Origin of the sequence: Burkholderia cenocepacia (genome assembly GCF_014211915.1) — a bacterium.
Classification (GTDB): domain Bacteria; phylum Pseudomonadota; class Gammaproteobacteria; order Burkholderiales; family Burkholderiaceae; genus Burkholderia; species Burkholderia orbicola.
Genome location: NZ_CP060041.1, coordinates 1,025,306 through 1,051,077, shown reverse-complemented (window position 1 = coordinate 1,051,077; position 25,772 = coordinate 1,025,306). Strand labels below are relative to the sequence as shown.

Annotated in this window: 30 protein-coding genes; 12 read left to right on the top strand and 18 right to left on the bottom strand. The window is 69.4% G+C overall.

Going from position 1 to position 25,772, the window contains the following annotated elements; translation table 11 throughout:
- The first annotated feature begins 34 nt into the window (after positions 1 to 34).
- Genes SY91_RS33930 through SY91_RS33920 form a run of 3 tightly spaced genes read left to right on the top strand, consistent with a single transcriptional unit; the run spans position 35 to position 3,604 of the window.
- Positions 35 to 1,045, top strand: coding sequence for an ABC transporter permease (locus SY91_RS33930; protein WP_006481286.1), 1,011 nt, complete (start codon positions 35 to 37; stop codon positions 1,043 to 1,045).
- Positions 1,046 to 1,058: 13 nt separating this feature from the next.
- Entirely contained in the window at positions 1,059 to 1,928 is an 870-nt protein-coding gene (locus SY91_RS33925; RefSeq protein ID WP_023476586.1) for an ABC transporter permease, read from the top strand.
- Positions 1,925 to 3,604 carry a dipeptide ABC transporter ATP-binding protein gene (locus SY91_RS33920; protein WP_043887721.1) on the top strand — a complete coding sequence of 560 codons (1,680 nt, stop codon included), beginning with the start codon at positions 1,925 to 1,927 and terminating at the stop codon, positions 3,602 to 3,604. Before SY91_RS33925 ends, SY91_RS33920 begins: the two co-directional genes overlap by 4 nt.
- A 116-nt stretch (positions 3,605 to 3,720) precedes the next feature.
- Here the strand turns inward: SY91_RS33920 and SY91_RS33915 are convergent, their stop codons facing one another.
- Together SY91_RS33915 and SY91_RS33910 are read right to left on the bottom strand one after the other, a co-directional pair.
- Positions 3,721 to 3,933 (bottom strand): twin transmembrane helix small protein, encoded by a 213-nt coding sequence (locus tag SY91_RS33915; RefSeq protein WP_006489184.1) that lies wholly within the window; start codon positions 3,931 to 3,933, stop codon positions 3,721 to 3,723.
- The gene (locus tag SY91_RS33910) at positions 3,930 to 4,280 is read right to left on the bottom strand and encodes a hypothetical protein (protein ID WP_027806248.1); all 351 of its coding nucleotides are present in this window, start codon (positions 4,278 to 4,280) and stop codon (positions 3,930 to 3,932) included. The genes SY91_RS33915 and SY91_RS33910 overlap by 4 nt, the downstream gene beginning before the upstream one ends.
- A gap of 242 nt (positions 4,281 to 4,522) precedes the next feature.
- Between SY91_RS33910 and SY91_RS33905 the strand changes: the two genes are divergently transcribed.
- Both SY91_RS33905 and SY91_RS33900 read left to right on the top strand, forming a co-directional pair.
- Entirely contained in the window at positions 4,523 to 5,281 is a 759-nt protein-coding gene (locus tag SY91_RS33905) for a YoaK family protein (RefSeq protein ID WP_023476584.1), read from the top strand.
- 96 nt (positions 5,282 to 5,377) lie between these two features.
- Positions 5,378 to 5,563, top strand: a complete 186-nt coding sequence (locus tag SY91_RS33900; protein WP_023476583.1) for a ribbon-helix-helix protein, CopG family — start codon at positions 5,378 to 5,380, stop codon at positions 5,561 to 5,563.
- A gap of 56 nt (positions 5,564 to 5,619) precedes the next feature.
- Here SY91_RS33900 and SY91_RS33895 read toward each other — a convergent pair whose 3' ends face one another.
- Positions 5,620 to 6,456, bottom strand: coding sequence for a spermidine synthase-like protein (locus SY91_RS33895; protein WP_023476582.1), 837 nt, complete (start codon positions 6,454 to 6,456; stop codon positions 5,620 to 5,622).
- A gap of 67 nt (positions 6,457 to 6,523) precedes the next feature.
- Positions 6,524 to 6,877, bottom strand: a complete 354-nt coding sequence (locus SY91_RS33890) for a zinc ribbon domain-containing protein YjdM (protein WP_404990004.1) — start codon at positions 6,875 to 6,877, stop codon at positions 6,524 to 6,526.
- Between the two features lie 373 nt (positions 6,878 to 7,250).
- On the opposite strand from SY91_RS33890, the gene SY91_RS33885 reads away from it, so the two are divergent.
- The 3 genes from SY91_RS33885 to SY91_RS33875 all read left to right on the top strand — a co-directional run bounded on the left by SY91_RS33885 (position 7,251) and on the right by SY91_RS33875 (position 8,478).
- Positions 7,251 to 7,502: an HPr family phosphocarrier protein gene (locus SY91_RS33885; RefSeq protein WP_023476580.1), complete on the top strand. Its 252-nt coding sequence runs from the start codon at positions 7,251 to 7,253 to the stop codon at positions 7,500 to 7,502.
- Positions 7,503 to 7,567: 65 nt separating this feature from the next.
- On the top strand, positions 7,568 to 7,789 hold the full coding sequence (locus tag SY91_RS33880) for a hypothetical protein (protein ID WP_023476579.1): 222 nt from the start codon (positions 7,568 to 7,570) through the stop codon (positions 7,787 to 7,789).
- A gap of 122 nt (positions 7,790 to 7,911) precedes the next feature.
- Complete coding sequence (locus tag SY91_RS33875; RefSeq protein ID WP_012336702.1) at positions 7,912 to 8,478, top strand: GNAT family N-acetyltransferase; 567 nt, start codon at positions 7,912 to 7,914, stop codon at positions 8,476 to 8,478.
- 22 nt (positions 8,479 to 8,500) lie between these two features.
- Here the strand turns inward: SY91_RS33875 and SY91_RS33870 are convergent, their stop codons facing one another.
- Together SY91_RS33870 and SY91_RS33865 are read right to left on the bottom strand one after the other, a co-directional pair.
- The gene (locus SY91_RS33870) at positions 8,501 to 8,749 is read right to left on the bottom strand and encodes a hypothetical protein (RefSeq protein ID WP_226241330.1); all 249 of its coding nucleotides are present in this window, start codon (positions 8,747 to 8,749) and stop codon (positions 8,501 to 8,503) included.
- Positions 8,746 to 9,078: a hypothetical protein gene (locus SY91_RS33865; RefSeq protein WP_043887713.1), complete on the bottom strand. Its 333-nt coding sequence runs from the start codon at positions 9,076 to 9,078 to the stop codon at positions 8,746 to 8,748. The genes SY91_RS33870 and SY91_RS33865 overlap by 4 nt, the downstream gene beginning before the upstream one ends.
- A 608-nt stretch (positions 9,079 to 9,686) precedes the next feature.
- Between SY91_RS33865 and SY91_RS33860 the strand changes: the two genes are divergently transcribed.
- Entirely contained in the window at positions 9,687 to 10,397 is a 711-nt protein-coding gene (locus SY91_RS33860) for a response regulator (RefSeq protein WP_027806241.1), read from the top strand.
- A gap of 67 nt (positions 10,398 to 10,464) precedes the next feature.
- On the opposite strand, the gene SY91_RS33855 is transcribed toward SY91_RS33860, so the two are convergent.
- The 3 genes from SY91_RS33855 to SY91_RS33845 all read right to left on the bottom strand — a co-directional run bounded on the left by SY91_RS33855 (position 10,465) and on the right by SY91_RS33845 (position 15,243).
- Positions 10,465 to 12,138 (bottom strand): efflux transporter outer membrane subunit, encoded by a 1,674-nt coding sequence (locus tag SY91_RS33855; RefSeq protein WP_185921490.1) that lies wholly within the window; start codon positions 12,136 to 12,138, stop codon positions 10,465 to 10,467.
- 2 nt (positions 12,139 to 12,140) lie between these two features.
- The gene (locus SY91_RS33850; RefSeq protein ID WP_185921489.1) at positions 12,141 to 13,733 is read right to left on the bottom strand and encodes a DHA2 family efflux MFS transporter permease subunit; all 1,593 of its coding nucleotides are present in this window, start codon (positions 13,731 to 13,733) and stop codon (positions 12,141 to 12,143) included.
- Between the two features lie 85 nt (positions 13,734 to 13,818).
- A complete protein-coding gene (locus tag SY91_RS33845) occupies positions 13,819 to 15,243 on the bottom strand; it encodes an HlyD family secretion protein (protein ID WP_185921488.1) in 1,425 nt (474 codons plus the stop codon).
- A 160-nt stretch (positions 15,244 to 15,403) separates the two neighbouring features.
- On the opposite strand from SY91_RS33845, the gene SY91_RS33840 reads away from it, so the two are divergent.
- Together SY91_RS33840 and SY91_RS33835 are read left to right on the top strand one after the other, a co-directional pair.
- A complete protein-coding gene (locus tag SY91_RS33840) occupies positions 15,404 to 15,601 on the top strand; it encodes a hypothetical protein (protein WP_023478045.1) in 198 nt (65 codons plus the stop codon).
- Between the two features lie 193 nt (positions 15,602 to 15,794).
- Positions 15,795 to 16,268, top strand: a complete 474-nt coding sequence (locus tag SY91_RS33835; protein WP_043888668.1) for an NUDIX hydrolase — start codon at positions 15,795 to 15,797, stop codon at positions 16,266 to 16,268.
- Here SY91_RS33835 and SY91_RS33830 read toward each other — a convergent pair.
- From SY91_RS33830 to SY91_RS33790, 9 genes are all read right to left on the bottom strand, one after another.
- Positions 16,243 to 16,725 carry a hypothetical protein gene (locus SY91_RS33830; protein WP_043888669.1) on the bottom strand — a complete coding sequence of 161 codons (483 nt, stop codon included), beginning with the start codon at positions 16,723 to 16,725 and terminating at the stop codon, positions 16,243 to 16,245. The two genes, SY91_RS33835 and SY91_RS33830, sit on opposite strands and share 26 nt — an antisense overlap.
- Positions 16,726 to 16,839: 114 nt before the next feature.
- Positions 16,840 to 17,319: a BON domain-containing protein gene (locus SY91_RS33825; protein ID WP_027806235.1), complete on the bottom strand. Its 480-nt coding sequence runs from the start codon at positions 17,317 to 17,319 to the stop codon at positions 16,840 to 16,842.
- Between the two features lie 173 nt (positions 17,320 to 17,492).
- On the bottom strand, positions 17,493 to 17,999 hold the full coding sequence (locus tag SY91_RS33820) for a low affinity iron permease family protein (protein WP_023478047.1): 507 nt from the start codon (positions 17,997 to 17,999) through the stop codon (positions 17,493 to 17,495).
- Positions 18,000 to 18,155: 156 nt separating this feature from the next.
- Positions 18,156 to 18,896, bottom strand: coding sequence for an FRG domain-containing protein (locus tag SY91_RS33815; protein WP_023478048.1), 741 nt, complete (start codon positions 18,894 to 18,896; stop codon positions 18,156 to 18,158).
- A gap of 127 nt (positions 18,897 to 19,023) precedes the next feature.
- Complete coding sequence (locus SY91_RS33810; protein WP_023478049.1) at positions 19,024 to 19,407, bottom strand: DUF305 domain-containing protein; 384 nt, start codon at positions 19,405 to 19,407, stop codon at positions 19,024 to 19,026.
- A gap of 98 nt (positions 19,408 to 19,505) precedes the next feature.
- Positions 19,506 to 21,176 (bottom strand): GMC family oxidoreductase, encoded by a 1,671-nt coding sequence (locus SY91_RS33805; RefSeq protein ID WP_023478050.1) that lies wholly within the window; start codon positions 21,174 to 21,176, stop codon positions 19,506 to 19,508.
- The gene (locus tag SY91_RS33800; protein WP_023478051.1) at positions 21,163 to 21,828 is read right to left on the bottom strand and encodes a gluconate 2-dehydrogenase subunit 3 family protein; all 666 of its coding nucleotides are present in this window, start codon (positions 21,826 to 21,828) and stop codon (positions 21,163 to 21,165) included. The genes SY91_RS33805 and SY91_RS33800 overlap by 14 nt, the downstream gene beginning before the upstream one ends.
- Positions 21,825 to 22,676 carry a hypothetical protein gene (locus SY91_RS33795; protein ID WP_185921487.1) on the bottom strand — a complete coding sequence of 284 codons (852 nt, stop codon included), beginning with the start codon at positions 22,674 to 22,676 and terminating at the stop codon, positions 21,825 to 21,827. Before SY91_RS33795 ends, SY91_RS33800 begins: the two co-directional genes overlap by 4 nt.
- A 19-nt stretch (positions 22,677 to 22,695) precedes the next feature.
- Entirely contained in the window at positions 22,696 to 23,796 is a 1,101-nt protein-coding gene (locus tag SY91_RS33790) for an enolase C-terminal domain-like protein (RefSeq protein ID WP_023477958.1), read from the bottom strand.
- A 130-nt stretch (positions 23,797 to 23,926) separates the two neighbouring features.
- Here SY91_RS33790 and SY91_RS33785 point away from each other — a divergent pair, with 130 nt between their 5' ends.
- Complete coding sequence (locus tag SY91_RS33785) at positions 23,927 to 25,762, top strand: thiamine pyrophosphate-requiring protein (protein ID WP_023477959.1); 1,836 nt, start codon at positions 23,927 to 23,929, stop codon at positions 25,760 to 25,762.
- Positions 25,763 to 25,772: the final 10 nt, after the last annotated feature.

Here is a 25,772-nt window from a genome sequence, read left to right as displayed (position 1 = left end):
CGCCCATCGCGCCGCCCCGACAGGAGAATCGACCATGAACCGTCCGTCGTCCGCTTTCGTCTCCGTCCCGGACGCGCGGCCTGCCGCTGCGCCGCCGGCCGCATGGCGCCGCTGGCTGCGTTCGCCGATCGCGACGCGGCTCGCCACCGGCGCGCTCGTGCTGTGGGCCGCGGTGACGCTGTCGTTCGCCGCCGTGCATCTCGCGCCGGGCGATATCGTCAGCATCCTGATCGGCGAGCAGTTGAGCACGCCGGAGATCGAAGCCGCGATCCGCCAGGAATGGGGGCTCGACGAGCCGCTTGCGCTGCAATACGTGCATTACCTGTGGCGCGTGCTGCACGGCGAGTTCGGCCGCTCGTACATTCTGAACACCGACGTCGCGCCGCTCGTGCTCGGCCAGCTGTGGCCGACGCTGAAACTGACGGGCGCGGCGCTGGTGGTGACGATCGTGTTCGCGGTCGGCCTCGCGGTGCTGACCGCCGGCCGCCGCTGGGCCGGCCGCGCCGCGTCGGGCGTCGAACTGCTGCTCGCGTCGACGCCGTCGTTCTGGCTCGGCATCATGCTGCTGTTCGTGTTCAGCTTTACGCTGAAGCTGTTCCCGGTAGCCGGCGATCGCGGCTTCGCGTCGCTCGTCCTGCCCGCGCTGTCGCTCGGGCTCGCGCAGGGCGCGGTGATCGGCCGCGTACTGCGGCAAGGCATCGAGCGCGCGCTCGACGAGCCGTACGCGCTGACGGTACGTTCGTGGGGTATCGGCGGACTCGCGCTGCGCGTGCGCCATGCGCTGCGCCACGCGGCGCTGCCGGCCGTCACGCTCGCCGGCTGGCTCGTCGGCGGCCTGCTGAGCGGCGCGGTGATCACCGAGCAGGTGTTCGGCCGGCCCGGCCTCGGCAAGGTGACGGTCGACGCGGTGCTGTCGAAAGACATGCCGGTGATCCTCGCGATCGCGATCCTGTCGGCGGCCATCTATGTCGCGCTCAGCACGGCCGTCGACCTGCTGTACCTGCTGATCGATCCCCGCCTGCGCGATCGCCGCGCAGCGCGTTGAACCGGAAACTTCGATGTCCACGCCCATCGACTTCACGTTGCGCCCGCCCGCGACATTCGCCGCCGCCGGCTGGCTGCGCCGCCATCCGGGCCTCGCGCTCGCCGCCGTCTATCTGCTGCTGAACGCGATCGCCGTCGTCGCACCGGGCTGGCTCGCGCACTACGACCCGCTGGCGGCCGATCCGCTATCCGCGCAGCTCGGCAGCAGCGCCGAGCACTGGCTCGGCACCGATCAGCTCGGCCGCGACATCTTCTCGCGGGTGGTGTACGGCGCCCGCTACTCGCTGTCGATCAGCGCGGCCGCGATCGGCGTCGCGACGCTGTTCGGCACCGCGCTCGGGCTGTTCGCCGGCCTCGCGCGCGGCTGGCTCGACGAACTGATCACGCGCGTGCTCGACGTCGTGTCCGCGTTTCCCGACCTGCTGCTCGCGCTGATGCTGATCTCGTTCACCGGCCCCGGCGCAGTCAACCTCGTGTTCGCGCTCGGCGTCGCGTCGGTGCCGCGCTTCGCACGCGTGGTGCGGGCACAGACCTTCGTCGTCGCGGCATCCGGCTATGTCGAACACGCGCGCACGCTCGGCCTCGCGCCGGCGGTGCTGGTGTGGCGGCACGTGTTGCCGCATGCGATCGCGCAGGTACCGGTACTCGCGACGATCGGGATGGGCACCGCGATCATCGGCACGTCGGGACTGAGCTTCCTGGGGATGGGACCGCAGCCGCCCGCCGCGGAATGGGGATTGATGCTCGCCGAGGGCCGCAACTATCTGTACAACGCGTGGTGGATCGCCGTATGGCCCGGCCTCGCGATCACCGCGGCCGTGATCGCGGTGAACGCGCTCGGCGGCTACTGGCAGGCGCGCTTCGAACATCGGGAGGCGGCATGAGCACGCCCTATACCGTTGCGCGCGCAACGACCTCATCCGCCGCGCCGCTGGCCCGCATCGAGCGCCTGACGATCGGGTTTCGCGGCCCGCGAGGAACGCAGCCCGTCGTCGGCCCGCTCGACCTTGCCGTGCATGCCGGCGAATGCGTCGCGCTCGTCGGCGAATCGGGCTCCGGCAAGTCGGTCACCGCGCGCAGTCTGGTCGGGCTGAACGGCCCGCACGCGGTGATCGACGCCGACCGGTTCGAGATCGCCGGCATCGATGCGCGCGGCCATCGCGAGCGCGACTGGCGCGCGATACGCGGCCGCCGGATCGGCTACGTGCTGCAGGACGCGCTGGTGTCGCTCGACCCGCTGTGGCGCGTGCGCGACCTCGTCGCGGAGGCGTTGCACGATACGCGCCGGCGCGATGTCGCCGCGCGCAGCGCCGACCTGCTGCGCTCGGTCGGCATCGACGATCCCGAGCGGCGGCTGCCGCAGTATCCGCATCAGTTGTCGGGCGGCTTGCGGCAGCGCGTGCTGATCGGCACCGCGATCGCGGGCGGCGCGTCGCTGCTCATCGCCGACGAGCCGACCACGGCGCTGGACATGACCGTGCAACGCCAGATCCTGTCGCTGCTGCGTGCGCGCCGGGACGCCGGCGACGCGATCCTGCTGATCAGCCACGACCTCGCGGTCGTCGCGGAGCTGGCCGACCGCGTGCTCGTGATGCGCGCGGGCCAGGTCGTCGAACAGGGGCCGGCACGCGACGTGCTGAGCGCACCGGCGCATCCGTACACGCGTGCATTGCTCGCGGCGATTCCCACCGCCGCGTCGCGCGGGTTCCGGCTGGCGACCGCCGAACGCGTGCCGCTGCCGCCGAAGCGCATCGACGCGCAGGCACCGGTGCTGGCCGTGGACGCGCTGACGAAGCGCTACGGCGGCCGCGATGCGCCGGCCGCCGTCGACGGCGTGTCGTTCTCGCTCGCGCGCGGCGAGACGCTCGGCATCGTCGGTGAATCCGGTTCCGGCAAATCGACGGTCGCGCGGATCGTGCTCGGGCTCGTCGAACCCGACGCCGGCACCGTCACGCTCGACAGCCAGCCATGGAGCGGCATCCCCGAAGCCGCGCGGCGCACCCGCCGTGCGCGGCTGCAACTGATCGCCCAGGACCCGTACAGTTCGTTCGATCCGCGCTATTCGGTCGGCCGGATCATCGGCGAAGGGCTCGAGGTGGTCGGACTCCACGGCGACGCGCGCCGCCGCCGCGTGCTGCAACTGCTCGACGAAGTGCAGCTCGGTGCGGCGTGCCTCGACCGTTATCCGCGCGAATTGTCCGGCGGCCAGCGCCAGCGCGTCGCGATCGCGCGCGCGTTCGCGTCCAACCCGGCGCTGCTCGTCGCGGACGAACCGGTCAGCGCGCTCGACGTGTCGATCCAGGCGCAAGTGCTCGACCTGCTCGCCGATCTGCAGGCCGAACACGGCACCGCGATGCTGTTCATCTCGCATGACCTGGGCGTGGTGCATCACGTGGCCGACCGGATTCTCGTGATGCGACGCGGCCGCGTGGTCGAAAGCGGGCCGGTCACGCAGGTATTCGACGCGCCGTCGCACCCGTATACCGCGTCGCTTCTCGATGCACTGCCCACGCTGCCCGGCGGCACGGCTACCGCGCCGACGCTCACCGCGCTCGCATGACGGTTGCCTGCCCCGGTCGAACCGCCTCGTCGGGCTGATCGACCACCGGTGCTCGCCGTCAAGTCCGCTTCGGCGCGATCACGCGGAATCGAACCGCCCGGCGCGGCAACCGCGCGTCAGCGCCCGATCGGCAACCCGGTCGGCTCGATCCAGCCGAGCTTGTACGCGATCAGCAGCGACAGGAACAGCGTGACCGACAACCCGACGCGCGCGGCGAGCGACCACGCCATCCGCTTGGACTTGCCGCGATCGTGATTCATGAAGTACAGCGCGAAGATCAGGCTCGCGATGATCATCGCGAATGCCACAGAAACCAGCAGGGTTTTCATTGCCGTTGCCTTTGAAGATCCGAATCGGCCTGAATCAGTTCGGCCAGTTTTTGCCGCTCGTCGGCGACTCCGCCGACGCCCGACGCCGGCCAGTCCAGCGCGACGCCATTGCCCAGCGAATCGCGCACCAGCGCCTGGTAGCGCCGGTCGTTGATCGTGCCGTGCGCCATCGTGTCCGAGATCTCGCGCCTAAACGGCAGCGGGAAACTCGCGTACGCGCGCGACAGCGCCGCGTATTGTCTCGCATCGATCTCTTTCGACGATGGTATGACAGTCCAGATCACCACGGCGACGATGGCCGTGAACGGGATCGCCGTGTAGCGAAGGATGAACTTGATCGGGGTCATGAAGCGGTGGGCAGAAGGAAATCGCAGGCGCGCGCCGCGCAGCGGCGAAACAGCCGGCCGGTGGCGCATTGCACCATTGTACTGAAAGCACCATCCGGCCAACAGGGTATGATAATGACATTATCATGTTCATCACATGATTCGACAGCCCGGTATCCGGTGCAAGCCGCGTGCCCGTCACGCCGCCCGGCACCGGTTTTCCGCCTGTGCCCGCGAATCCGCGACGATCGAGCGAAGCCCTTATGCCAGCGCAGTACTTTCGAAACCTGACGGGAAAACACCGCAGCGCGACCGCGAACCGCCAGCTCGGGTTTTCGCTCGCGTTCGTCGCCGGCGCGGCCAATGCCGGCGGCTTTCTCGCGGTCAAGCAATACACGTCGCACATGAGCGGCATCGTGTCAGCGATCGCCGACCAGACGGCGCTCGGCGACGTGCGGCTCGCGCTCGCCGGCATCAGCTCGCTGGGGTCGTTCCTGATCGGCGCCAGTTGCTCGGCGATCCTCGTCAACTGGGGGCGCCGCCGGGGCCTGCACAGCCAGTTCATGCTGCCGCTGCTGGTCGAAGCCGCGCTGCTGTTGCTGTTCGGTCTGCTCGGCAGCCACCTCGCGCTGTGGGAAACGTTCTTCGTGCCGGTGACCGTGACGCTGCTGTGCTTCATCATGGGGCTGCAGAACGCGACGATCACGAAGCTGTCCGGCGCGGAAATCCGCACGACGCACATCACGGGCATCGTGACCGACCTCGGCATCGAGCTCGGGAAGCTGTTCTACTGGAACCGCTCGGCCATCGACGTCGACGCGCACGCGGTAATCGCCAACCGTTCGAAACTGCGGATACACGCGACGATGCTCGCGTCGTTCTTCGTCGGCGGCCTGGCCGGCGCCATCGGCTTCAAGCATGTGGGCTACGTGTCGACGGTGCCGCTCGCCGCGGTGCTCGTCACGCTCGCCATCGTGCCGGTGATCGACGACCTGCTCGCGCTGCTGCGCAGCCAACGCTGATGGTGCGCCACGGGCAGTGCGCGCGGTGCGTGCGCGGTAGCGCCGAAAGCGGATCGATTATAATTTGATTAACATACCGACCACCCTCGCCCCGTCATGGAAACGAAAACCGCCCGCCTGACCGTCCTGATCGATCCCGCGAAGAAGGAAGCCTTCGAGATGCTCTGCGCGGAGCAGGATCTTACGCCGTCGCAAGTCGTCCGGCAGTTGATCCGCGAATATCTCAACCGGCACGGCGTCACGTACAAGACCCGCAGCGCGATCGGCAAGCGCGTGAAGTAAGCGCGGCCGTCAAGGCCGCGCGGCGCCGGCCGGGTACCCCCGGCACCCCGGCACCGTTACGCGCCGATCTCCCAACGTTCGTGCGATTGCGCACGCCACACCAGCCGCCGCGGATCGATGCCCTCGCCGTGCTTCATGCGCCGCGCGGTGGCAGCAAGCTTCAGTTCGCCGGCCTGCGGGCAGGCGAGCGCCCGCTCCAGCAGGATACGCAACGACGGCAGCCGGCTGCCGTCCTTCCACGCGAATGCAACGAAGTTGTTGTCGTCGCCACACGGCACCAGCGCATACGACGAACCGAATACCGATCGCAGTTGCTCGAGGTGCTCCGGCAAGGCCGGATCGTCGTCCATGAAGTTGATCGCGAGCACGCCGGATTCGCTCAGGCGCGCGCGGCACATATCGAGAAATGTGCCGCCCGTACAGCGCCCGCGCCTCCCGTCGGCGACGAACGCATCGTGCAGGATCACGTCCGTCCGGACGTCCGCCCGCTCGAGATGATCCGCGCCGTCCGCGCACACCACGCGAAAACGCGCATCATCGGCAGGAATCCTGAACACGTCGCGCAGCGCGATCACGTCCGGATTGATCTCGACCGCGTCGAGCGTCGTGCCCGGCAGGTAGCGGTAGCAGTACTTCGCGAGCGACCCGCCGCCGAGCCCGAGCATGCAGATGTGCGCCGGCTCGGCCTGCAACAGCAGGAAACCCATCATCACGCGCGTATAGCCGAGCGCGAGCCGCACCGGATCGCGCAGCGACATGAAGCTCTGGGTGCCGAAATGATCGAAGTGCAGCGAGACCGCGTGCTGCGTCTCCAGCACGAACGGCCGGCCGTCGTTCAGCGGCGTCGCCAGGAACCTGACGAACGCGTCGTAGGAAGTTCGATCCTCGGCCATGTGCGGGTAATCGGCTGGAAATGCGGCGGATGAAAACGCGGCTGCAGCGGCTGCCTGAACCGTGCGCTCAGACCTTCTTCAGATAGCACGCCTTCAGCATGAAGCCGCCCATGTCGGTCTTGCAGTCGACTTCATGATCGCCGCCAACGAGCCGGATGCTCTTGACCTTGGTGCCCATTTTCAGCGTGATCGACGAACCCTTCACGCGCAGGTCCTTGATCAGCACGACCGAATCGCCGTCCGACAGCACGTTGCCGTTGGCGTCCTTGACGACGTCGCCCGCCGGTTCGTCGCCGGCCTCGGCGCCGGCGTCGGCCGACCATTCATGGCCGCAGTCCGCGCACACGGTCAGTGTGCCATCCGGGTAAGTGTTCTCCATCGCGCATTGCGGGCAGGCGGGGGCATTCATTGCAGCTTCCATTCGGGGAGAGGTTCGGGTCGATCGACGATGCCGGGCGAGCAGGTTGCATGCCCGGATGCGCCGCCATGCGGCCGCCGGCAGTGCCACGGGCCGCCAGAGGCGCACACGGCATTATAATACAATTCACATGATATGCCCGATGCATTATAATCACCCACTTCCCGACAATCCGCGCACTTGAATGCGCCTTCGCAGCGGATGTCGGCATGTTCGCGCCGAATGGCGCGCGCACTCCGCCCGGCCGGCGCCCCGCGACCCTGCGGGAAATCGTGACATGCCGGCCGCCCGATGTCCGCAACACGCGCGCCACCGTGCAGGTCGCGCGCCGCCCCGTCCACCTGTCCGGAGGCTTTCCAGCATCGTGGCAACTGTCGTGTACGTTCAAATCGGCCCCGCATGGAACCGCAATCGAGGCCGCGCCGCGCGCGACGCGACCGTCGACGCGGCACGCCGTTTCGACAGCGATATCCAGCTGATCGCGAACGGGCACGGCAGCAACGCAAAAGACAGCGGCGCGATCGCGTCGCTGCAGGTTCACGGCGGCACGTCGGTCCAGGTGCTCGCCACCGGCCCCGACGAGGAAGCGGCGCTGCAGGCGCTGTTGCCGTTGCTGCAAGCAGGCTGACGCTTGCGCCGCCGATCCCGCGGCCACGCGCCGTCCATCCCGAAACGCCATTTCCCGAGGAAGCGATGAACGACAATCTCACGTCCAATACCCCCAACCTGTCGGCCTCCGCGATCTGGGCGCTCGAACGCCTCGCCGATGTTCGCTACGGCCGCGATGCGCCGGCGCTCGGCTGGTCGGTCGCGCGGGAACTCGTCAGCGCCGGGTTCGTCAGCCATCCCGTGCACGGCCGTTCCGGCGCGTCGATCACGGCCGAAGGGCGTTCCTTCCTGAAAAGCCGCAAGTAACGACCCTACGGGACGGGCACGATCGCACGTCATGCCCCGATGCGGGCGGGGCATTGCGCCCCGCTCGCCGTTTACGCGGTATCGTACGGAGCCCAAGCGCGGCAACCGTGCCGCTTTCCCTCATGGAACGCCCGATGACATTCAGCGCCGTGCCACCCGTCTCGTCCCCGCCCGTTCTCGACACGCCGCGCCTGATTCTCGAAGGCCATCCGCTCGGCGACTTCGACGCACTCGCCGCGATGTGGGCGGAGCCCGGCGTCGTCGCGCACATCTTCAACGGCACGCCCTCCACACCGCGCGACTCGTGGATGCGCATGCTCGCGTATCGCGGGCTGTGGCCGCTGCTCGGCTATGGCTACTGGGCGATTCGCGAAAAGGCGTCGGGCCGTTATGTCGGCGATCTCGGCTTCGCGGATTTTCATCGGAACATCGAGCCGCCGATTCGCGGCGTACCGGAAGCCGGCTGGGCGCTGGCGACGTGGGCGCAAGGCAATGGCTACGCGACCGAGGCGCTCGCGGCCGCGCTCGCATGGCTCGACGCACAGCAGCGGTTCGAGCGCAGCGTGTGCCTGATCGCGCCGACCAACGTCGCCTCGATCCGGGTCGCGGAGAAAGCCGGTTACGGCGAGCCGCGGCGCATCCGCTTCAACGACGCCGATTCGCTGATGTTCTCGCGCAAGAGCCGGTAAGCGCGGCGAACCGGCAGCCGGGTCAGTCGGCTGCCGGTTCGTAGCAATGCATGAAGAGGCCGTCTTCCATCGGCCAGCAGTTGCCGCATTCATCGCGCACGATCCAGTCGCCCGGCTTCACCGATCGCCAGCCTTCCGGCGTCGCGACCGCCCACTTGCCCTCACGACGCTCTACCCGTTCATGGTCGCCCTCGGCGAACCATCGTGTTGCATCGACCTGACTCGTGCGTTTTCTGAATCTCATGCCGCCACCGAAGGAAACGAATCTCAATGTCGCGTTGCCGCGGCGCCGGTCTCGAGCGACCGCTGCTGCACCCTCAGCGCGTTCGTTGCCGCGCGGGTTGCGTGCAACGCCGTCCAGCCCTCCGCGAGGAGCGCCTCCAGCGTTTCGCGCGCGACGGTGGAGATCCGGACATCGATCTCCTGCACTTTCATCAGCGCCGACATGACCTCGTCCGGTTGATCGGGTGCAAGCGCAACGATGAACGCCGAACGCATCTCGGCAGCGCGGACGGCCTCGTTCCAGTCGGCGCGCGCCACCGCGGCTTCGATCGCATGCGTGAGTGCATCGAGACTCAGGACGACTTGCAACGGCGTCATTTCGCTTCCCCGTGAATCCCGTGATTTCCGTGAATCATTCGTCTTGTCCGCTTGCCGGCCCGTCGCGAGCCGATGCGACATCGATCCGACCCGCGCGCATCCCGGTTCCGCACGCGAGCCGCCTGACTCGACGTGTCGTCGAAACCGGCGGTCGATGTAACCGGAGAGCAGATGCCATCGCAGTATGCGATGCGCGTAAGTCAGGTTCGGGAATTGTAGGGACCGAGACACGCCAACGTCGGTAATATTTTGTAATGATATGTCGACTAACCTTGCCTGGCCTGGGTTCGGCCGGTGCAAGCGAGGTTCGCCGACGCCGGATCGGCGCAAACGTTTTCGTCTGAAGGATGCCCGCTCGCGCATCATCGCGCGCGCCGCGCCGGACCTCGCATCGACCTGTTTCAACCTCACAAGCGGCCTGACGCTCCCCACCCCGCGCTTTCCACCCGGCGGCAGCGATTGGCCCACAGCTAAGCTCACCGAACGATCCAGATTTCGTCACATTTCGTCGGAATGTTGCGCAGTATCATCCACGTCGCTTCGGCTACGACGCGTTCGGACTGGGCCTGACCGCTCGCCACCTTCCCGTTTTGCCCCTTCGTTTACCGATGCCCATTCGAATCCTGCTCGTCGAAGACGACGTCCCGCTGTCCGCGCTGATCGCCGACTATCTGCGCAAGCATCATTACCGGGTCGAGACGTTGTTCGACGGCGCCGGCGCGGTGCCGGCGATCGTCGCGAGCCGCCCCGATCTCGTGCTGCTCGACGTCAACCTGCCGGGCAAGGACGGCTTCGAGATCTGCCGCGAGGCGCGCATGCATTACGACGGCATCGTCATCATGGTGACGGGCCGCGACGAGCCGTTCGACGAATTGCTCGGCCTGGAACTCGGCGCGGACGACTTTCTCCGCAAGCCGGTCGAGCCGCGCCTGCTGCTCGCGCGGATCAAGGCGCAGTTACGGCGTACGCGCGTGCCGGCCGGCGAGCCCGTGCCGGATTCGCCGCAGCGATACGTGTTCGGCAAGTTCTCGATCGACCGGGCCGACCGTCGCGTACATCTTCCCGACGGCAGCATGCCGCGCCTGACGTCGACCGAATTCGACCTGCTGTGGGCGCTCGTATGCCGCGCGGGCGAGGTGGTCAGCCGGGAAGACCTGACGCTGCTGCTGCGCGGCATCGCGTTCGACGGCCTCGATCGCTCGATCGACGGCCGCATCTCGAAGCTGCGCCGCAAGCTGCGCGACGATGCGAACGAACCGAAACGGATCAAGACCATCCGCTCGAAGGGCTATCAGTTCAGCAAGCACGCATGGGATTGAAGCCGCGCGCGGGCCGGCGAACGACGTTGCGCGAGCGCGGCTCGCGAAGCCCGGCACGCGCTTGCGGCTATCTGGTGCGTGCCGCCTCTGCCCCCGCATCCGAGTTCGTGCCCGAGCCAGCCTGCCATCCGCCGCCGAGCGCCTTGTACAGCGCGACGAGATCGGTCGTCTTCTGCAACGCGCCCTGCTCGGCCTGCTGCCGACCTTCCGACCATTGCCGCTCGGCGTCCAGCACGTCGAGGAACGGCGACAGCCCTTTCCTGTAGCGATCGCGCGCGAGATCCAGCGCGCCCTGTTCGGCCTTCACCGCATCGTCGAGCGCGGCCGCGCGCGCCTGGTCGGTGCGGTACACGGCCAGCGCATTGTCGACGTCGCGCAGCGCGACGAGCACGGCCTGTCGGTAGGCGAGCGCGGCTTCCGCCTGGCGCGCCTGCGACAGCCGCAGGTTCGACACGAGCTGCCCGCCGGAGAAGATCGGCAGCGAGATGGCCGGCCCGAACGAATAGAACAGGTGCGACCAGTGCGCGAGTTCGCGCACGTGCGACGCACGCAGCCCGACTTGCCCGGTCAACGAGATGTCCGGATAGAACTGCGCGACCGCGACGCCGACGTCGGCGGTGGCCGCATGCAGTTCGGCCTCCGCGCGTCGGATGTCGGGCCGCCGGCGCGCGAGCGTCGACGGCAGCCCGACCGGCACGGTCGGCGGCACGTCCGGCAACGCGCGCGGCGCGTCGAGCCAGTCGTCGAGCGCGCCCGGCGCGCCGCCCACCAGATACGCGAGCCCGTTGCGCAGCAGCACGATCTGCTGGTCGAACTGCGGCAGTTGCGCGCGAATCTGCGCAAGCCGCGCGTCGGCGCTGCGCACGTCGAGATCGCTCGCGAGACCGTGCGCGGCCTGCTCGCGCGTCAGGTCGAGCAGTTCACGCTGCGCGCGTTGCAGATCGTCGGCCAGCGCGCGCTGCGCTTGCGCGCCGCGCAGTTGCAGATAGGTTTGCGCGACTTCGGCCTCCAGCGACAGCAGCGCATCGTCGCGGCTCGCGATCGCCGCGCTCGTCTGCGCGCCGGCCGCCTCGACCGAGCGACGCACCCGGCCGAACAGGTCCAGCTCCCACGATGCGTCGAACCCGGCCTGCCACAGGTTGACCGGCGCTTCGAGCGCATCGAGCGCGCCGCGCGCGCCTTGCTGCACGCTCGCGCCGGTGCCCGGCCCGAACCGGTCGAGCGGCGAGCCCGGCGCGCCGAGACGATCGACCCGCTGGTCGATGCCCTGCTCCTCGACGATCCCTTTCAGGCCGAGTTGTTCGCGCTGGTAGCTCGCCGTCGCACGCACGTCCGGCAAACCCTGCGCGGCGGCCGCGCGGACCTGCGCGCGTGCCTGGGCAATGCGCAGCACGGCGGCCTGCACGTCGAGGTTGTCATGTGCGGCACGCTCGACGAGCTGGTCGAGCAACGGATCGCCGAACGCGCGCCACCAGCGCGGATCGGGATCGGCGCTCGTCACCGGCGACGACGGCGCATGCGCGCCGGGGGCCGATGCAGCCGATGCCGCTGACGCGCCCGATGCCGGCGATGCCGCGTTCGCGGCCTGCAAGTCATGCCAGTTGGCCGGCGCGTCCGCCTGCGGCGGCTTGAAATCCGGTCCGACGATACAGCCCGCCAGCACCGCGCAGGCGGCGAGCATCGCGGCGATCCCGCGTGCAGGTAGCGAATGTCGGCGACGGCCGCGTCGATGCATCGTCATCGTCAATGCCCTCCCGCGCCGCCCGCGGCCTTCGCCGACGAGAACAGGAACGTCAGCGGAATGCTGAACGCGCAGAACACCGCGAGGATCGCGAACACGTCGATATACGCGAGGATCGTCGCCTGTTCGATGAAGGTCTGGTACAGCCGCCCGTTCGCGGTCTGCAGCGCGGCCGACGGCTGCGCGCCCGTCAGCGCGCCGATCGCGCGCGCATTCTCCTGCAACGCGTCCTGGAAGTTCTGCGACAGCGTCGACATGTGCGTGGACAGGTGCGCCATGCGCGCCTGCGTGCGCTCGCGGATCAGCGCGGTCGACACCGAGATGCCGATCGAGCCCGCGACGTTGCGGAACATCGTGAACAGCGCGGACGCATCGTCGTTGAGCCGCTGCGGCACGGTCAGGTACGCGAGCGTCGTGATCGGCACGAACATGAAGCCGATCGCGAGCGACTGCGCGCACCGGATCATCATCAGGTGCGTGTAATCGATGTCCGGCACCAGTGTGCGCGAATAGATCAGCGAGCCGCACAGCAGCACGAAGCCGAATCCGACCAGATAGCGCGTCTGCACGTGCGGCATCAGCCGGCTCACGAGCGGAATCTCGAGCGTGATCAGCAGCGCGCCGGGCGACAGCACGAGCCCCGCGAGCGTCGCCGTGTAGCCGAGACGCTGCTGCGCGAGCTGCGGCACGATCACCGCGCTGCCGTACAGCACGGCCGCGAACGTCGCGATCGTCACGCAGCCGAGCGCGAAATTGCGGTCGCGCAGGCACGACAGGTCGACCACCGGTTTCTTCGTACGCAGCAGCCACAGCGTCGCGCCGACCAGCCCGAGCACGGACAGCACGGCGAAGACGCGGATGAAGTTCGAGCCGAACCAGTCCTCGTCCTCGCCGCGATCGAGCATCACCTGCAGGCAGCCGAGGCCGATCGCGAGCAGCCCGATGCCGATGTAGTCGATCGAGATCCCGCGTTCGGCGCCGCGCCGCCACGGCGGGTCCTCGACGAGCTGCATCACCGCGAGCACGGTCAGCGCGCCGATCGGCACGTTGAGCAGGAACACCCAGCGCCACGAGAAATGGTCGGTGATCCAGCCGCCGAGCGTCGGCCCGAGCACCGGCGCGACGACGATCGCGATCGCCGAGATCGAGAACGCGCGGTTGCGCTGCTCGGGCGGAAACGTATCGAGGATGATCGACTGCTGGTTCGGCTGCAGCCCGCCGCCGAACAGCCCTTGCAGCACGCGGAACACGATCAGTTCGCCGAGGTTGGTCGCGACGCCGCACAGGAACGAGCACACGGTAAACGCGGCGATGCACAGCAGGAAGTAGCGCTTGCGGCCGAGCAGCCGCCCGAGGAACCCCGAAATCGGCAGCACGATGCCGTTCGCGACGAGATACGACGTGAGCGTCCAGGTCGCCTCGTCGTAGCTCGCCGACATCGTGCCGGCGATGTGCGGCAGCGCGACGTTGACGATCGTCGTGTCGAGCACTTCCATGAACGCGGCGAGCGTGACGACGATCGCGATGAGCCACGGGTTCGCGGCGGGTCGCCAGGTGCCGCCGGACGCGCCGCCGCGCTCGGGCGGCCGGCTCATCGGCGGGCCTCGCGAAACGGGAACGGCATGCGGGTATCGGGCATCGGATCGCTCCGGTCGACACCGGCCGCGGCACGGCGGCCGGTCATTTGAGGTGAACGGTCGGCACGGCCGACAGGCCGAGACCGAGCGGTGGACGGGTCGGCAGCGGGCCATCGAGCACGATCTTCACCGGCACGCGCTGCACGATCTTCACGAAGTTGCCGGTCGCGTTCTCGGTCGGGAACGCGGAGAAGCGCGAGCCGCTGCCGAGCTGGATGCTGTCGACGTGGCCGTGCAGGTCGAGATCGGGATACGCGTCGACCGACACGTCGACGCGGTCGCCGATGCGCATCCGCTCGAGCTGCGACTCCTTGAAATTCGCGGTGACCCACACGCGCGGCGTGACGATCGAGAAGATCGACGTGCCAGGTTGCAGGAACGAGCCCAGTTGCACGTTGCGCCGCGTGACCCAGCCGTCGGACGGCGCGCGCATCTCGCAGTACGACAGGTTCAGGTTGGCCGTCTCGAGCTGCGCGCGTGCCTGCAGCACCTGCTGGCGGCGTTCCTCGACGGCCGTCTCGGCCTGCCGGATCTGCTGCGGCACGAGGCTCGCGGTGCGCGCCTGCGCCTGGGCCATCGCGACGTTCGCGTCGGCGGTCGCGCGCTGCGCATCGGCCGCGTCGATCGCCTGCTGCGAGGTTGCGCGCGCATCGACCGCCCGCTGGCGGGACTGCGCGGCGAGCGCCTGCCGGTACGCGGCTTCCGCCGATTCGATCTGCGCGCGCGCCTGCCGGTACTGGGCCGGATACTGCACGCGCGCGATATCGAGCTGCACGCGCGCCGCGTCGAGCTGCGCCTGCGCGAGACCGAGCTGGGCCTGCGCCGCGTCGACCTGCGCGCGGTAGTCGCGCGGATCGATCTCGACGAGCACGTCGCCGCGCCGCACGAAGGTGTTGTCGTCGACCGCCAGGCGCGTCACGTAGCCGGACACGTGCGGCGCGACCGCGATCGCGTTGCCGTCGGTATACGCATCGTCGGTGCTTTCCTGGTTGCGCGTCGCGAACCACCACACGAGCCCGCCGATGAGCAGCACCAACACCACCGCGCCCAGGATGATCAGCGGCTTCTTGCCGGGCCGCTTGCGTTCGCCGTCGCCGTCGTTGCCATCCCCGTCGCCGCCGGTGCGGCCGCCGCGATCGTCGTGCGGATGGTCGTCGCCGCCGCCGCCGCCCGGCGCGTCGGTCGAGTGCTCGCCGTTGCGGCCTGGCGCGGCGCCCGAGCCGCTGCCGCCGCCGGACTGGCCGTCGCCTGCACGGGCGATGGCGGTGGACCAGCGCTCGAACGCAGGCGCTAACGCCGGCCACGGCACGCGCATCGGCCTCATCGGCGTCGACAGGGCGACACCGGCCACCGCCGGCGCGAACGCGTCCGGCGCGCCGGTGCGTCGCGGTCCGGGCGTCAACGCGCGCCGGACCGCGACGCACCATCGCTCACGAACGGACAACGGGCACAGGATCGCATCGGGCATGAAACGGGGCTCCAGGCGGCGGCCGCGGGCGACATTGCTCGCGCCGACCTCAAGCGCGCGATCAAGCAAACGGCGGGCCCGGCCACCTGCTTCGTCCGACCGCGGCATGCAGGATGCGCGACGCGTGCACTTCGACCGCCCCCGACAGGACTCGCGAACCATGACACGCTCCACCTCGCTCGACACCGATACACGCGGCGAAGATCGCGGCGACAGCACGCCCGGCCCCGAAGGCAAGCGCCGCGGCACGGGCACGCCGCCGCCGCGCAGCACCCACGACCCCGCCGAAGGCAAGCCGACCGAGCCGGAAAGCGGAACGCCACCGCATCGGCCCGACGAACCGGACGACTCGCGATAGGTCGCACGTCGCGCCGCACCGCTCGTCCGCCCTCGACGGCCGGCGGCAGAAATGACAAGCCGTTGAAAAATCGCGGACGACGATCAGCGCGTGGCGCCGAAACGTTCGCATGCCGGGCAGCGCGGCGGCGAAGCGGGCATGCACGTTGCTGTACAGGGTCATGGATCTTTCAATCACCCGCCGCCTGCCTTGCATGACGCTACCCGACCCGGCCGATTTCCCTGTTCGCGCGGTGCCCTTGGCGCCATTGGCCAAGGAACGCGCCACGATCATCTGCCATCGCAACCAGCGTGTGCTGCTGGTCGCGCGCGGGCGAGCGTCGCGCTGGACGTTGCCGGGCGGCGTGATTCGGCGCGGCGAATCGGCGCTCGACGCCGCGCATCGCGAACTTCGGGAGGAAACGGGGCTCGCCGATCTCGAACTCGCGTATTTCTTCTACGTGGACGGCAGCGTGAAACGCCATCACGTCTTCGTCGCGAGCCTGCCGCGCGGCGCGCACGCGTGCCCGGGCCGGGAAATCGCGCTGTGCCGCTGGGTCGGTATCGACGCGGTATCGCACTGGCCGGCCAGCGCGCCGACGCAGCGCATCATCCGTCAGTTCGCCGGCCTGTGCGCCGCGAGCGACCTGCAACCGCGCGCGCTCACGCGCCTTTCGTCGTCTCGTTGAGGCCGGCGACCGGCGACCGGGCATCGCGCGCGAGCCCTTGCGCGAAGACCTTCAGCCCTTCGAGCAGCGGCGTCAACGCATCCCACAGCGCCTCGTCGTGCAGCAGCCGGTAGACGCCGCGCACGCCGGGCGCGACATGCTCGTGCTGAGACGGCTGCCACGAGCCGACGTGATGCAGCGCGTCGGCTGCCGCGAATGCGGCACGGCTGAACTGTTCCGGCGGAATGCGCGACAGCGCCGTCACGAGCACCGCGAGATTCTCCATGCCGCTCTGCATGCCGGGCTTGTCGAGCGCGTCGACGAACGTGTCGGCCAGTCGCGCGTTCGCGCTGACGACCTCGTTCGCGAAGCGCAGGAAGCCGTGCCGATGCAGGCTGCCGAGCAAGTGTTCGAGCGCGTCGTGCGCGCCGGGCTCCGGAGGCGGAGGCGTCGTGTCGGGGGGCTGGCGGTCGATCATGGGCTTGCTCCGGTTGGGGCGCCAGGCTGCCGTCGTGCCGGCAGCCGTGCGTGCGCCGAATGCGTGTCGTACTCGTTCACCGGCCCCCCGCCGGTGCGGGCAGCCGCGGCCGCGTCAGTGCGAATGGCCGTCGGGCGACGCCTTGTATTCGCTGCGCGCGCCCATCGCGTCCTCGACGTGATGCACGCCATGCAGCGCGGCGACGCCGTCGATCAGCGCCTGACGTTCGGCTTCCTCGACCTGTCCGGTCAGGCACACGTTGCCGCGCTCGACGCTCACGTCGATGTCGCGCGGACGGGCGACGAGCCGGCCAAGCGCCGCACGCACGCGCTCGGCCACCTGCACGTCGCTCGCATCGCCCGCGAGCCAGTCCGCCCGCAGGCCGGCGATCGCGCCGCGCGCATGGTCGGCCGCCCGCTTCACCTGCGTATTCGCATAATCGGCCACGTCGTGCCGGCCCGCAACCGCCTTGTCGCGCAGGTAAGCGCGTCGGCGCCGGCCGGACGCCGGATCGAGGAAGTACATCGCGGCGGCCCCGCAAGCGACGGCCACCGCAAGATTCAGCAACGGATTCGAAGGGGTTCTGGAGTTCATGAAGGCACCGTAGGCAATACCCGGAACGACCGGGCTTCGTTTCGGCATGCAGCACGTGCCGTTCCCTGCTGCGAGCGGCGCATGCGAGCCGTCGCGCCGCGGTGTGCCGACCGAAACGACAAACGTTTGAAAAATCATCGGGCCGCGCCTCGCTCGATCGGAAGATCCGACGATCACGATTCGGGCGGCGCGTCGGTCGTTTCCGCGCGCTTGCCGGCCGGTTCGTCCTCGCCGCGCTCGGCTGCGCGCTGCGCCATCTCGACGTAGGTCTGCGCCAACGCGCGCAATTCCTCCTCCGACGCATCCTCGATCCCGATCAGCCGGTCGCTCGCGGCGCGCGTGACCGCGAGCAGTTCGTCGAGTTTCAGGTGCAGCGCCACGCTGTCGCGGTTCTGGTTGCGCTGCAGCAGGAACACCATCAGGAACGTGATGATCGTGGTGCCGGTGTTGATCACGAGTTGCCACGCGTCGGAGTAATGAAACACCGGCCCGCTCACGAGCCACAGCACGGTGATCGCGACCGCGCTGCCGAACGCCACCGGCGAGCCGGCCCAGGTGGTCACGCTCGATGCAAACCGTTCGAACGCGCGGGTGACGGCGTGCCCGGACGGCCGGGAACCGGCACCGGGCCCGCACGCCGTGTCGCGACGCTCGCTCGGTGGTTCGTTGGGTTCGCGCATGAAAGCCTCCGGATTCGATGTTCTGTTTGAATGCGCGCAGGAGCCGCCGCGCCGCCCGCCGCGAACCGGTCGCAAGCAAGGCGCTTGGGGTTCGGTCCCGTGCACGCGCCGTCGAGACAAGCATCGCGCGTGCCCGGCCGGCAGCCCGTGTGGGCTTTACCGCGGCGCGTGTGTGTCCTCGTCGTCCGGGAAATAGCGCGCGTCGGTCAATTGCGCGATGCCGTCGAGATCGGGGAAGATCGTCGCGATGCTCACGCCGACGCCGGCCAGTTCCTGCCGGATCGTCGCGAACCGGGCGCCCGGCACGACGATGCGCATCAGGCGGCCGGCGAAGTCCGCATGCTCGTCGAGCGGCACGAAGCGCTCGGCCCCGGCGTCGTAACAGTGAATCGTGAACCAGCCGTCCTGCGCGGTGATCCTCGGCATCACGTGGCGCGGCCGGAATACCTTGGTGCGCGTGACCTGCAGCGGCGCGCGCCGTTCGGCGGCGGTCGCGATGTCGTCGGCGTCGTGCGACAGGCACCACACCACGCCGTCGCCGCCGGATTCGCCCGCGCGCCGGACCGCGAACCACAGCGCGGCCAGCGCGTTGCCGGACCAGTCGAGCAGGCGCGTGCGCATCCCGTGCTGCTGCGCGAGCGCGAGCCAGTCGCACGCATCGAGGTTCTGCCCGGGTTCGAGATGCGGCAGCGCGCGCCGCGTGAATTCTTCGAGCATCCGCGCCTCGACGTCGGGCGACGCGCGCTGCCGCGCGATGCCGGGAACGAGCGGCCAGCCGGCGTTGCACTGGCCGCGAAAGAGCCGCAGCGCCATCGTCTGCCGCTGCGCGCCGATCACGGCCATGTAGTCGGCCACGCTGTCGATCGAGCAGCCTGCCGTCTCGTGCTTACCGTCCATGCATCGCGCCTCCTGTCGCGGCCGATAGGACGCACGGCCATCGCCTCGGCGCGTGTCCGATATCGCCACTCATCGGATGCCGAACCGTCGGTACAGCCGGCTGCCTGTCGCCGTCTCGCATCGCGGTTCACGGCGTCTTGCCGTGCTCCTTCTGCCAGCGCTCCATCAACGCGATCTCGTCGCGCTGCGCGGCGACGATCCGGCTCGCGAGCTGCCGCAGCGTCGGGTCCTTGCCGTATTTGAGCTCGACCTGCGCCATGTCGATCGCGCCCTGGTGATGCGGCGCCATGTGTGAGACGAAATCGCGATCGGCGTCGCCCGTGTACGGCGCACTCTCCATCGCTTCCATCATTTTTCGGTCGGCGCGCTTGAACGCCTGCGTGGACGTGTCGGGCACGCTGGCGGGATTGGGCGGGCGCAACTGTCCGGCCGCGGGTAGCGCCGACGCGCACGCGGCCAGCAGTGCGCAGGCGGCAGAACGGCGTATGGATGAACGGTTGAATGCAGGCATGAGATGAATCCTCGACAAGAGATTGAACGGTTCGCGTACGGCGCCCTCTCTCGCACGCACACGTCGTACCGGCCGTTGGCGGAGCCGCGCCGCGCGATTCACCGCCATCGCGCACGCGCATGCGCGTCGCCGCGTGCCACCAGCGCGCGGATGCGGTCGGCGGTACGGCACGCGATCGCCTGGATCGTCAGCGACGGATTCACGCCGCCCACCGTCGGAAACACCGAGCCGTCGCACACCCACAGGTTCGGGATGTCCCAGCTTCGGCAGTCGGCGTCGACGACGCTCGTCGCCGGGTCGTCGCCCATCCGCACGGTGCCGGCGAGATGGCAGGTATCGTCTTCCTCGTGCCAGATGTCGCGCGCGCCGGCCGCTTCCAGCGAACGCGCCATCTGCGCGAGCGCATGGCGGATCATCCGGCGGTCGTTGTCGTCGTACGAATAGGTGACGCGCGCGACCGGCAGCCCGAACGCGTCGCGCTCGTCGGCGAGCGTCACGCGGTTGTCCGCGCGCGGCAGCGTCTCGCCGACGATCTTCAGGCCGGCCTGGAAGTTGTAGCGCGCCATCTCGCGCTTGAGCGCATCGCCCCACAGCCCGCGCGCGGCGACCTTGCGCGCCCATTCGATCGGCAGCGGCCCCTGGCTCATCCAGCAGTAGCCGCCGAAGAAGTCCTTGCCGTCGTCCGCGTAGTTCCAGTGCTCGGTGATCGACAGCGACGGAGGCCCCTTGTACCAGCGCACTTCGTCGTCCATCGTCCCCCACGATGCCTGGTTGAGCTGCGCCATCAGGTAGCGGCCGACGAGACCCGAGCTGTTCGCGAGCCCCTGCGGATGGCGCCCGTTCGCGGACAGCAGCAACAGGCGCGGCGTCTCGATCGCATAACCGGCGACGACGACGTTGCGCGCGCGCTGGAACCGGGTGCGGCCGTCGCGCCGGTAGTGCACGCCGGTCACGCGATCGCCTTCGGCGTCGATCCGCAGCGCCATCGCGAGATCGCGCACTTCGGCGCCGGCCGCGACCGCGCGCGGAATCCACGTGACGAGCGCGCTCTGTTTCGCATTGGTCGCGCAACCGGCGATGCAGAAGCCGCGATACACGCACGGATGCGCGCGGCCGCGCGGCGCGGACAGCGTCGCGAGCGGCGTCGGCGTCCAGTCGATGCCCATGGCCTCCGCGCCGCGCGCGAGCACGAGCGCGGCCGCATTCAGTTCGTGTGCGCGATACGGGTAGCGCGGCCGCGGCGGGCCCCACGGGTAGTTCACCGGCCCGCTGATCTTCAACGCCTGTTCGACCTCACGGTAGTAGCGCCACATCTCGCGCCAGTCGAGCGGCCAGTCGACGCCGTAGCCGAGCGCGCTGCGCGAGCGAAACCACTCGGGCCGGAAGCGCAGCGACACCATCGCGAAATGCACGGTGCTGCCGCCGATCGCCCGGCCGCTGTTGTTGGTGCCGAGCGTGAGCGGATCGGCGCCGTCGCAGATCCGCTCGTCGGTCCAGAACAGCTTGTGCTGATGCGTCTCGTCCGACGCGAATTCCTCGAGCGGCCGCCACCAGGCGCCCGCATCGAGCGCGACGACCGAGAAACCGTATTCGGCGAGCTTGCACGCGAGCGTGCCGCCGCCGGCGCCGGTGCCGACGATCACGAAGTCGACCGCATCGTCGTCGCGGAACATCCGCATCGGCGACCAGCCGCCGACGCGCAACGGATCGGGCGCACGGCCGTCGCGGCCGCGCGGCGTCGGGGCGGGCAGCGGATCATCGGCGGCCATCGCGATCGCCCTCCTCCACGCGCATTTCCGCTTCCCACGGGTCGCGCCGGTTGAAGTCCATCCGCACGTAGCCGCGCGGGCTCGCGGGGCCGCCGAAACCGATCTCGTTCCACGCGAACGGATGGCCGTAATACGCGCCGCAGATATCCATCAGCACGCGCTTCATGAAAAACGTGTGCGGGTCCATGCCGGCCCAGGCCGGCGCTACCTGCGGATCGACGTCGCCTTTCTGGACCGCCTGCAGCAATGCATCGGCATCGCATGGACCGAGCGCCGCGAACAGGCAGCCATACGCGTGCCGCGCCATCGCGTCGAGCGCGGCGAGACCCGTCTGCCAGGCAGCGCGCAGCGGCGGCAGGCGTGCATCGCGATAGCCGTCGCCGCCGTCGGCCGCGAGCCGCGCGTCGACCAATGCCGCGGTCGGAATCGCGCCAGCGCCGCCCGGCTGCTGCGGGACGATGCGCGCGCACAACGCGCCGAGCGTCGCGAATCGTTCGGAGTCCAGATAGCGCGGCGCATTGGCCGCGACGCGCAGCCGCGCATCGATTGCGCGCCGCGTCGCGTCGTTCCACGACGGCGTATCGCGCTTGGCGAGCACGTCGTAGCCCGGGTAGCGCGGCCGCGCGATGGGCTTGCGGTTCACGTCGCTCATGGCGCCTCCCGTTCGGCGAGCGCGGTCGCGGCGAGCCCCGCGATCGCGAGCGCGGTGAAGCTCGGCGGCGCCGGCAGCGGCGGGCCCGACAGCAGGTTCTGCGACCAGTTGTGCCAGCCGCCCATCTGCCGCGCGACGCCGCGCGCATGGAAGGCAACGCCGACGCACCCGAGCACGGCCGTCGCGCGCAGCCATCCGCGACAGAAGCGTCGGTCGGCGCGCGGGCGCGATAGCGCGAGCTGCGCGGTCGCCAGCGCGGCGAGCGGCGGCACGACGAGCGGCGCAAACATCGCGCGATGCTGGAATGCGCCGCGAAAATGCAACAGCCCGACTTCGCCGAGCGTGCCGATCAGGCCCGCCGTGACCAGTGCGGCCAGCGCGCGCCCGGCCGGCAGTCCGGCGAGCCGCGGCGCGTCGGCCGGGCTCTCGCGCAGCCGCTCGCCCGCCGCGCCCAGCGCGCCCGACAGCAGCAGCGCGAACGGCGCGCCGAGCGGTGCGCCGTAGAACAGGTTGTGCCAACTGAATCCACCGGGGCGCTTCGTCACGTTGTACAGGTGGAACGCCGAGCCGGCGACGCCCACCGCGGCCGACGCGACGTGCACCGCGTCGCGCAGCCGATGGCGCGCGGGCGTGTCGTCCGCGTGACCGTGCACGCTCGCGATCACCGACAGCATCGACATCGCGAGTGGCGCGAGCATCGCGCGATTGTGAAAAGTGCCGCGATAGTGCTCGACGCCGCTGTCGGCGAGCACCGAGCCGGCCAGCAGCAACGCGCTGCGGTTCAACAGTCGCGCGGCGTCGGCCAGCAACCTGTCACGCTCGTCGGCGCGATGTCGGGGGTGTCGCATCGTTCCTCCTTGTCGGGATTCAGCGCGCGAAATCCAGCAGGTCGGCGGCGCGCAATTCGAGGCCGAGCCCGGCGCGCGTCGCGTCGATTTCCAGTGCGCCGTCGACGAGCGTCGGCGCACCGTCGAACAGCATCCGCTCGATGCGGACATGATCGTGAAACCATTCGACGTGACGCAGGCGCGGCGCCGCGCATCCAACGTGCCGGTGCAGCGCGGGCGCGCAATGCGCGGACAGGTCGACGTGATACGCATCGGCCAGCGCCGCGGCCGCGAGAAAACCGCTGACGCCGCCGCAGCGTGTCGCGTCGGCCTGCAGCACGTCGACTGCGTGGCCTTCCAGCAAGCGCCGGAAATCGTCGGGCGTATACGCGTATTCGCCGGCGGCGATGTCGACTCCCGCACCGACGTGCTCGCGCACGAATCGCAGCCCGGCGACGTCGTCGCTGCTGACGGGTTCCTCGAACCAGCGGATGTCGCAAGCGGCGGCGGCCTGCGCGAACGCGAGCGCGGTGCGCGGCGCATACGCGCCGTTCGCATCGACGAACAGATCCACTCCTGGGCCGAGTGCATCGCGCGCCGCGTGCACGCGCGACAGATCGTGCACATCCTCCGCGCCGATCTTGATCTTGCATGCGCGTACGTGTTCGTCCCGCCAGCCGTCGAGCTGCGCGGCGAGCGTCGGCGCATCGTAAGTCGTGAAGCCGCCGCTGCCGTACACCGGTACGCGGTCACGCAGACGGCCCAGCAGCAGTGCGAGCGGCACGTCGGCGAGTTTCGCCTTCGCGTCCCACAACGCGACATCGAGCGCCGAAATCGCGGTCGCCGCGACCCCGCTGCGGCCGACGTTGCGCACCGCGCGCCACAGTGCATCGACCGCGGCCGGGATATCCACCACCGGCGTGTTGCGCAACACGCCGGCCAGCAGCGACGCCACGAGCGGCACGGCGCTCGCGTCGGTGTACGTATAGCCGAGCCCCGTCACGGGCCCCGCGTCGATCTCGACGACGACAATCGTCGTCGCGGTCCATGCGTAGGTCCCGTCGGCTTCGGGCCGGTCGGTCGGCACGCGGTACGCGCGGGCGCGTACGTCGTCGATCGCCGGCGCGGCGGAAAGTGCCATCGTTGTGCTCCGGTCAGCTTGCTTTTGCGTGCGGATGCCGCGTGCAACCGCTGTGCCCGACGCACGCGGCGCGGCACGTGCCTTGCGCGGCAACCTAGCATCGGCTCATCCCGAACCAAGGAGAAACGGCATGGCGACAGTGGCGGATTTCATCGTCGAGCGGCTGTACGACTGGGGCGTGCGCCGCATCTACGGCTACCCGGGCGACGGCATCAACGGCTTTTTCGGCGCGCTGAACCGCGCGGACGGCAAGATCGAATTCATCCAGGCGCGCCACGAGGAGATGGCGGCCTTCATGGCGTCCGCGCATGCAAAATTTACAGGCGAGCTCGGCGTGTGCGTCGCGACCTCGGGCCCCGGCGCCGCGCACCTCGTGACGGGCCTGTACGATGCGCGGCTCGATCACATGCCGGTGCTCGCGATCGTCGGCCAGCAGGCGCGCGCGGCGCTCGGCGGCCACTATCAGCAGGAGGTGGATCTTCCGGCGCTTTTCAAAGACGTTGCAGGCGCATTCGTTCAGCTTGCAACGGTGCCGGGCCAGGTGCGCCATCTGGTGGACCGCGCGGTACGCACGGCGCTCGGTGCGCGCACGGTCACCGCGCTCGTGCTGCCGAACGACCTGCAGGAGCTCGATTACGCGCCGCCGAAGCGCGCGCACGGCACCGTGCATTCGGGCGTCGGCTACACCGCGCCGAAAGTCGTGCCGTATGCGGACGACCTGCGGCGCGCGGCCGACGTGCTCAATGCGGGCTCGAAAGTCGCGCTGCTGGTCGGCGCCGGCGCGCTGAAGGCGACCGACGAGGTGATCGCGGTGGCCGACCGGCTCGGCGCGGGCGCCGCGAAAGCGCTGCTCGGCAAGGCCGCGCTGCCGGACGACCTGCCGTGGGTCACCGGCTCGATCGGGCTGCTCGGCACCAAGCCGAGCTACGAACTGATGACCGAATGCGACACGCTGCTGGTTATCGGCTCGGGTTTTCCGTATTCGGAATTCCTGCCGAAGGAAGGCCAGGCGCGCGGCGTGCAGATCGACCTGAAGGCCGACATGCTGAGCCTGCGTTACCCGATGGAAGTCAACCTCGTCGGCGACAGCGCCGAGACGCTGCGCGCGCTGCTGCCGCTGCTGAACGAGCGGCGCGACACCGCGTGGCGCGACCGGATCGCGCAATGGAACCAAGACTGGCACGACGCGCTCGCGGCGCGCGCGGCCGCGAAGGCCAGCGCGGGGCGCGGCGTGAATCCGCAGCGCGCGTTCACCGAGCTGTCGCCGCGCCTGCCCGACGACGTGATCCTGACGAGCGATTCGGGCTCCTGCGCGAACTGGTATGCGCGCGACCTGATGATGCGGCGCGGGATGATGGGGTCGTTGTCCGGCGGGCTCGCGTCGATGGGCGCCGCGGTGCCCTACGCGATCGCCGCGAAGTTCGCGTACCCGGTGCGCCCGGTGATCGCGATGGTCGGCGACGGTGCGATGCAGATGAACAACATGGCCGAGCTGATCACGGTCGCCAAATACTGGCGCCAGTGGCCCGACCCGCGCTGGATCTGCATGGTGCTGAACAACGAGGACCTGAACCAGGTCACGTGGGAGCAGCGCGTGATGGAGGGCGACCCGAAGTTCGACGCGTCGCAGCAGATCCCGAACGTGCCGTACTACCGCTTCGCGACGCTGCTCGGCCTCAAGGGCATCTACGTCGACGATCCGGAACAGCTCGGCGCCGCGTGGGACGAAGCGCTCGCGTCCGATCGGCCGGTCGTGCTCGAGGTGAAGAGCGACCCCGAAGTTCCGCCGCTGCCGCCGCACGTGACGCTGCAGCAGGCGAAGCATTTCGCCGAAACGCTGGTGAAAGGCGACCCGCGCGAGGGCAACGTGATCGTCGAGACCGCGCGGCAGGTGTTGTCGGCCGTGCTGCCGGGCAACGGCGAACATGGCGGCAAGAGCGGCAAGGGAGGGAAAGGCGAATCGTAAGACACGCGTG

Excerpts from the sequence above, each read along its gene's own strand:
- SY91_RS33915 (WP_006489184.1), bottom strand. The coding sequence starts at position 3,933 with ATGAAAACCCTGCTGGTTTCTGTGGCATTCGCGATGATCATCGCGAGC.
- SY91_RS33900 (WP_023476583.1), top strand. The coding sequence starts at position 5,378 with ATGGAAACGAAAACCGCCCGCCTGACCGTCCTGATCGATCCCGCGAAG.
- SY91_RS33910 (WP_027806248.1), bottom strand. The coding sequence starts at position 4,280 with ATGACCCCGATCAAGTTCATCCTTCGCTACACGGCGATCCCGTTCACG.
- SY91_RS33835 (WP_043888668.1), top strand. The coding sequence starts at position 15,795 with ATGACGCTACCCGACCCGGCCGATTTCCCTGTTCGCGCGGTGCCCTTG.
- SY91_RS33820 (WP_023478047.1), bottom strand. The coding sequence starts at position 17,999 with ATGCGCGAACCCAACGAACCACCGAGCGAGCGTCGCGACACGGCGTGC.
- SY91_RS33875 (WP_012336702.1), top strand. The coding sequence starts at position 7,912 with ATGGAACGCCCGATGACATTCAGCGCCGTGCCACCCGTCTCGTCCCCG.
- SY91_RS33905 (WP_023476584.1), top strand. The coding sequence starts at position 4,523 with ATGCCAGCGCAGTACTTTCGAAACCTGACGGGAAAACACCGCAGCGCG.
- SY91_RS33930 (WP_006481286.1), top strand. The coding sequence starts at position 35 with ATGAACCGTCCGTCGTCCGCTTTCGTCTCCGTCCCGGACGCGCGGCCT.
- SY91_RS33785 (WP_023477959.1), top strand. The coding sequence starts at position 23,927 with ATGGCGACAGTGGCGGATTTCATCGTCGAGCGGCTGTACGACTGGGGC.
- SY91_RS33825 (WP_027806235.1), bottom strand. The coding sequence starts at position 17,319 with ATGAACTCCAGAACCCCTTCGAATCCGTTGCTGAATCTTGCGGTGGCC.
- SY91_RS33810 (WP_023478049.1), bottom strand. The coding sequence starts at position 19,407 with ATGCCTGCATTCAACCGTTCATCCATACGCCGTTCTGCCGCCTGCGCA.
- SY91_RS33880 (WP_023476579.1), top strand. The coding sequence starts at position 7,568 with ATGAACGACAATCTCACGTCCAATACCCCCAACCTGTCGGCCTCCGCG.
- SY91_RS33895 (WP_023476582.1), bottom strand. The coding sequence starts at position 6,456 with ATGGCCGAGGATCGAACTTCCTACGACGCGTTCGTCAGGTTCCTGGCG.
- SY91_RS33830 (WP_043888669.1), bottom strand. The coding sequence starts at position 16,725 with ATGATCGACCGCCAGCCCCCCGACACGACGCCTCCGCCTCCGGAGCCC.
- SY91_RS33795 (WP_185921487.1), bottom strand. The coding sequence starts at position 22,676 with ATGCGACACCCCCGACATCGCGCCGACGAGCGTGACAGGTTGCTGGCC.
- SY91_RS33850 (WP_185921489.1), bottom strand. The coding sequence starts at position 13,733 with ATGAGCCGGCCGCCCGAGCGCGGCGGCGCGTCCGGCGGCACCTGGCGA.
- SY91_RS33925 (WP_023476586.1), top strand. The coding sequence starts at position 1,059 with ATGTCCACGCCCATCGACTTCACGTTGCGCCCGCCCGCGACATTCGCC.
- SY91_RS33800 (WP_023478051.1), bottom strand. The coding sequence starts at position 21,828 with ATGAGCGACGTGAACCGCAAGCCCATCGCGCGGCCGCGCTACCCGGGC.
- SY91_RS33840 (WP_023478045.1), top strand. The coding sequence starts at position 15,404 with ATGACACGCTCCACCTCGCTCGACACCGATACACGCGGCGAAGATCGC.
- SY91_RS33855 (WP_185921490.1), bottom strand. The coding sequence starts at position 12,138 with ATGACGATGCATCGACGCGGCCGTCGCCGACATTCGCTACCTGCACGC.
- SY91_RS33805 (WP_023478050.1), bottom strand. The coding sequence starts at position 21,176 with ATGGCCGCCGATGATCCGCTGCCCGCCCCGACGCCGCGCGGCCGCGAC.
- SY91_RS33845 (WP_185921488.1), bottom strand. The coding sequence starts at position 15,243 with ATGCCCGATGCGATCCTGTGCCCGTTGTCCGTTCGTGAGCGATGGTGC.
- SY91_RS33815 (WP_023478048.1), bottom strand. The coding sequence starts at position 18,896 with ATGGACGGTAAGCACGAGACGGCAGGCTGCTCGATCGACAGCGTGGCC.
- SY91_RS33890 (WP_404990004.1), bottom strand. The coding sequence starts at position 6,877 with ATGGAAGCTGCAATGAATGCCCCCGCCTGCCCGCAATGCGCGATGGAG.
- SY91_RS33860 (WP_027806241.1), top strand. The coding sequence starts at position 9,687 with ATGCCCATTCGAATCCTGCTCGTCGAAGACGACGTCCCGCTGTCCGCG.
- SY91_RS33920 (WP_043887721.1), top strand. The coding sequence starts at position 1,925 with ATGAGCACGCCCTATACCGTTGCGCGCGCAACGACCTCATCCGCCGCG.
- SY91_RS33865 (WP_043887713.1), bottom strand. The coding sequence starts at position 9,078 with ATGACGCCGTTGCAAGTCGTCCTGAGTCTCGATGCACTCACGCATGCG.
- SY91_RS33790 (WP_023477958.1), bottom strand. The coding sequence starts at position 23,796 with ATGGCACTTTCCGCCGCGCCGGCGATCGACGACGTACGCGCCCGCGCG.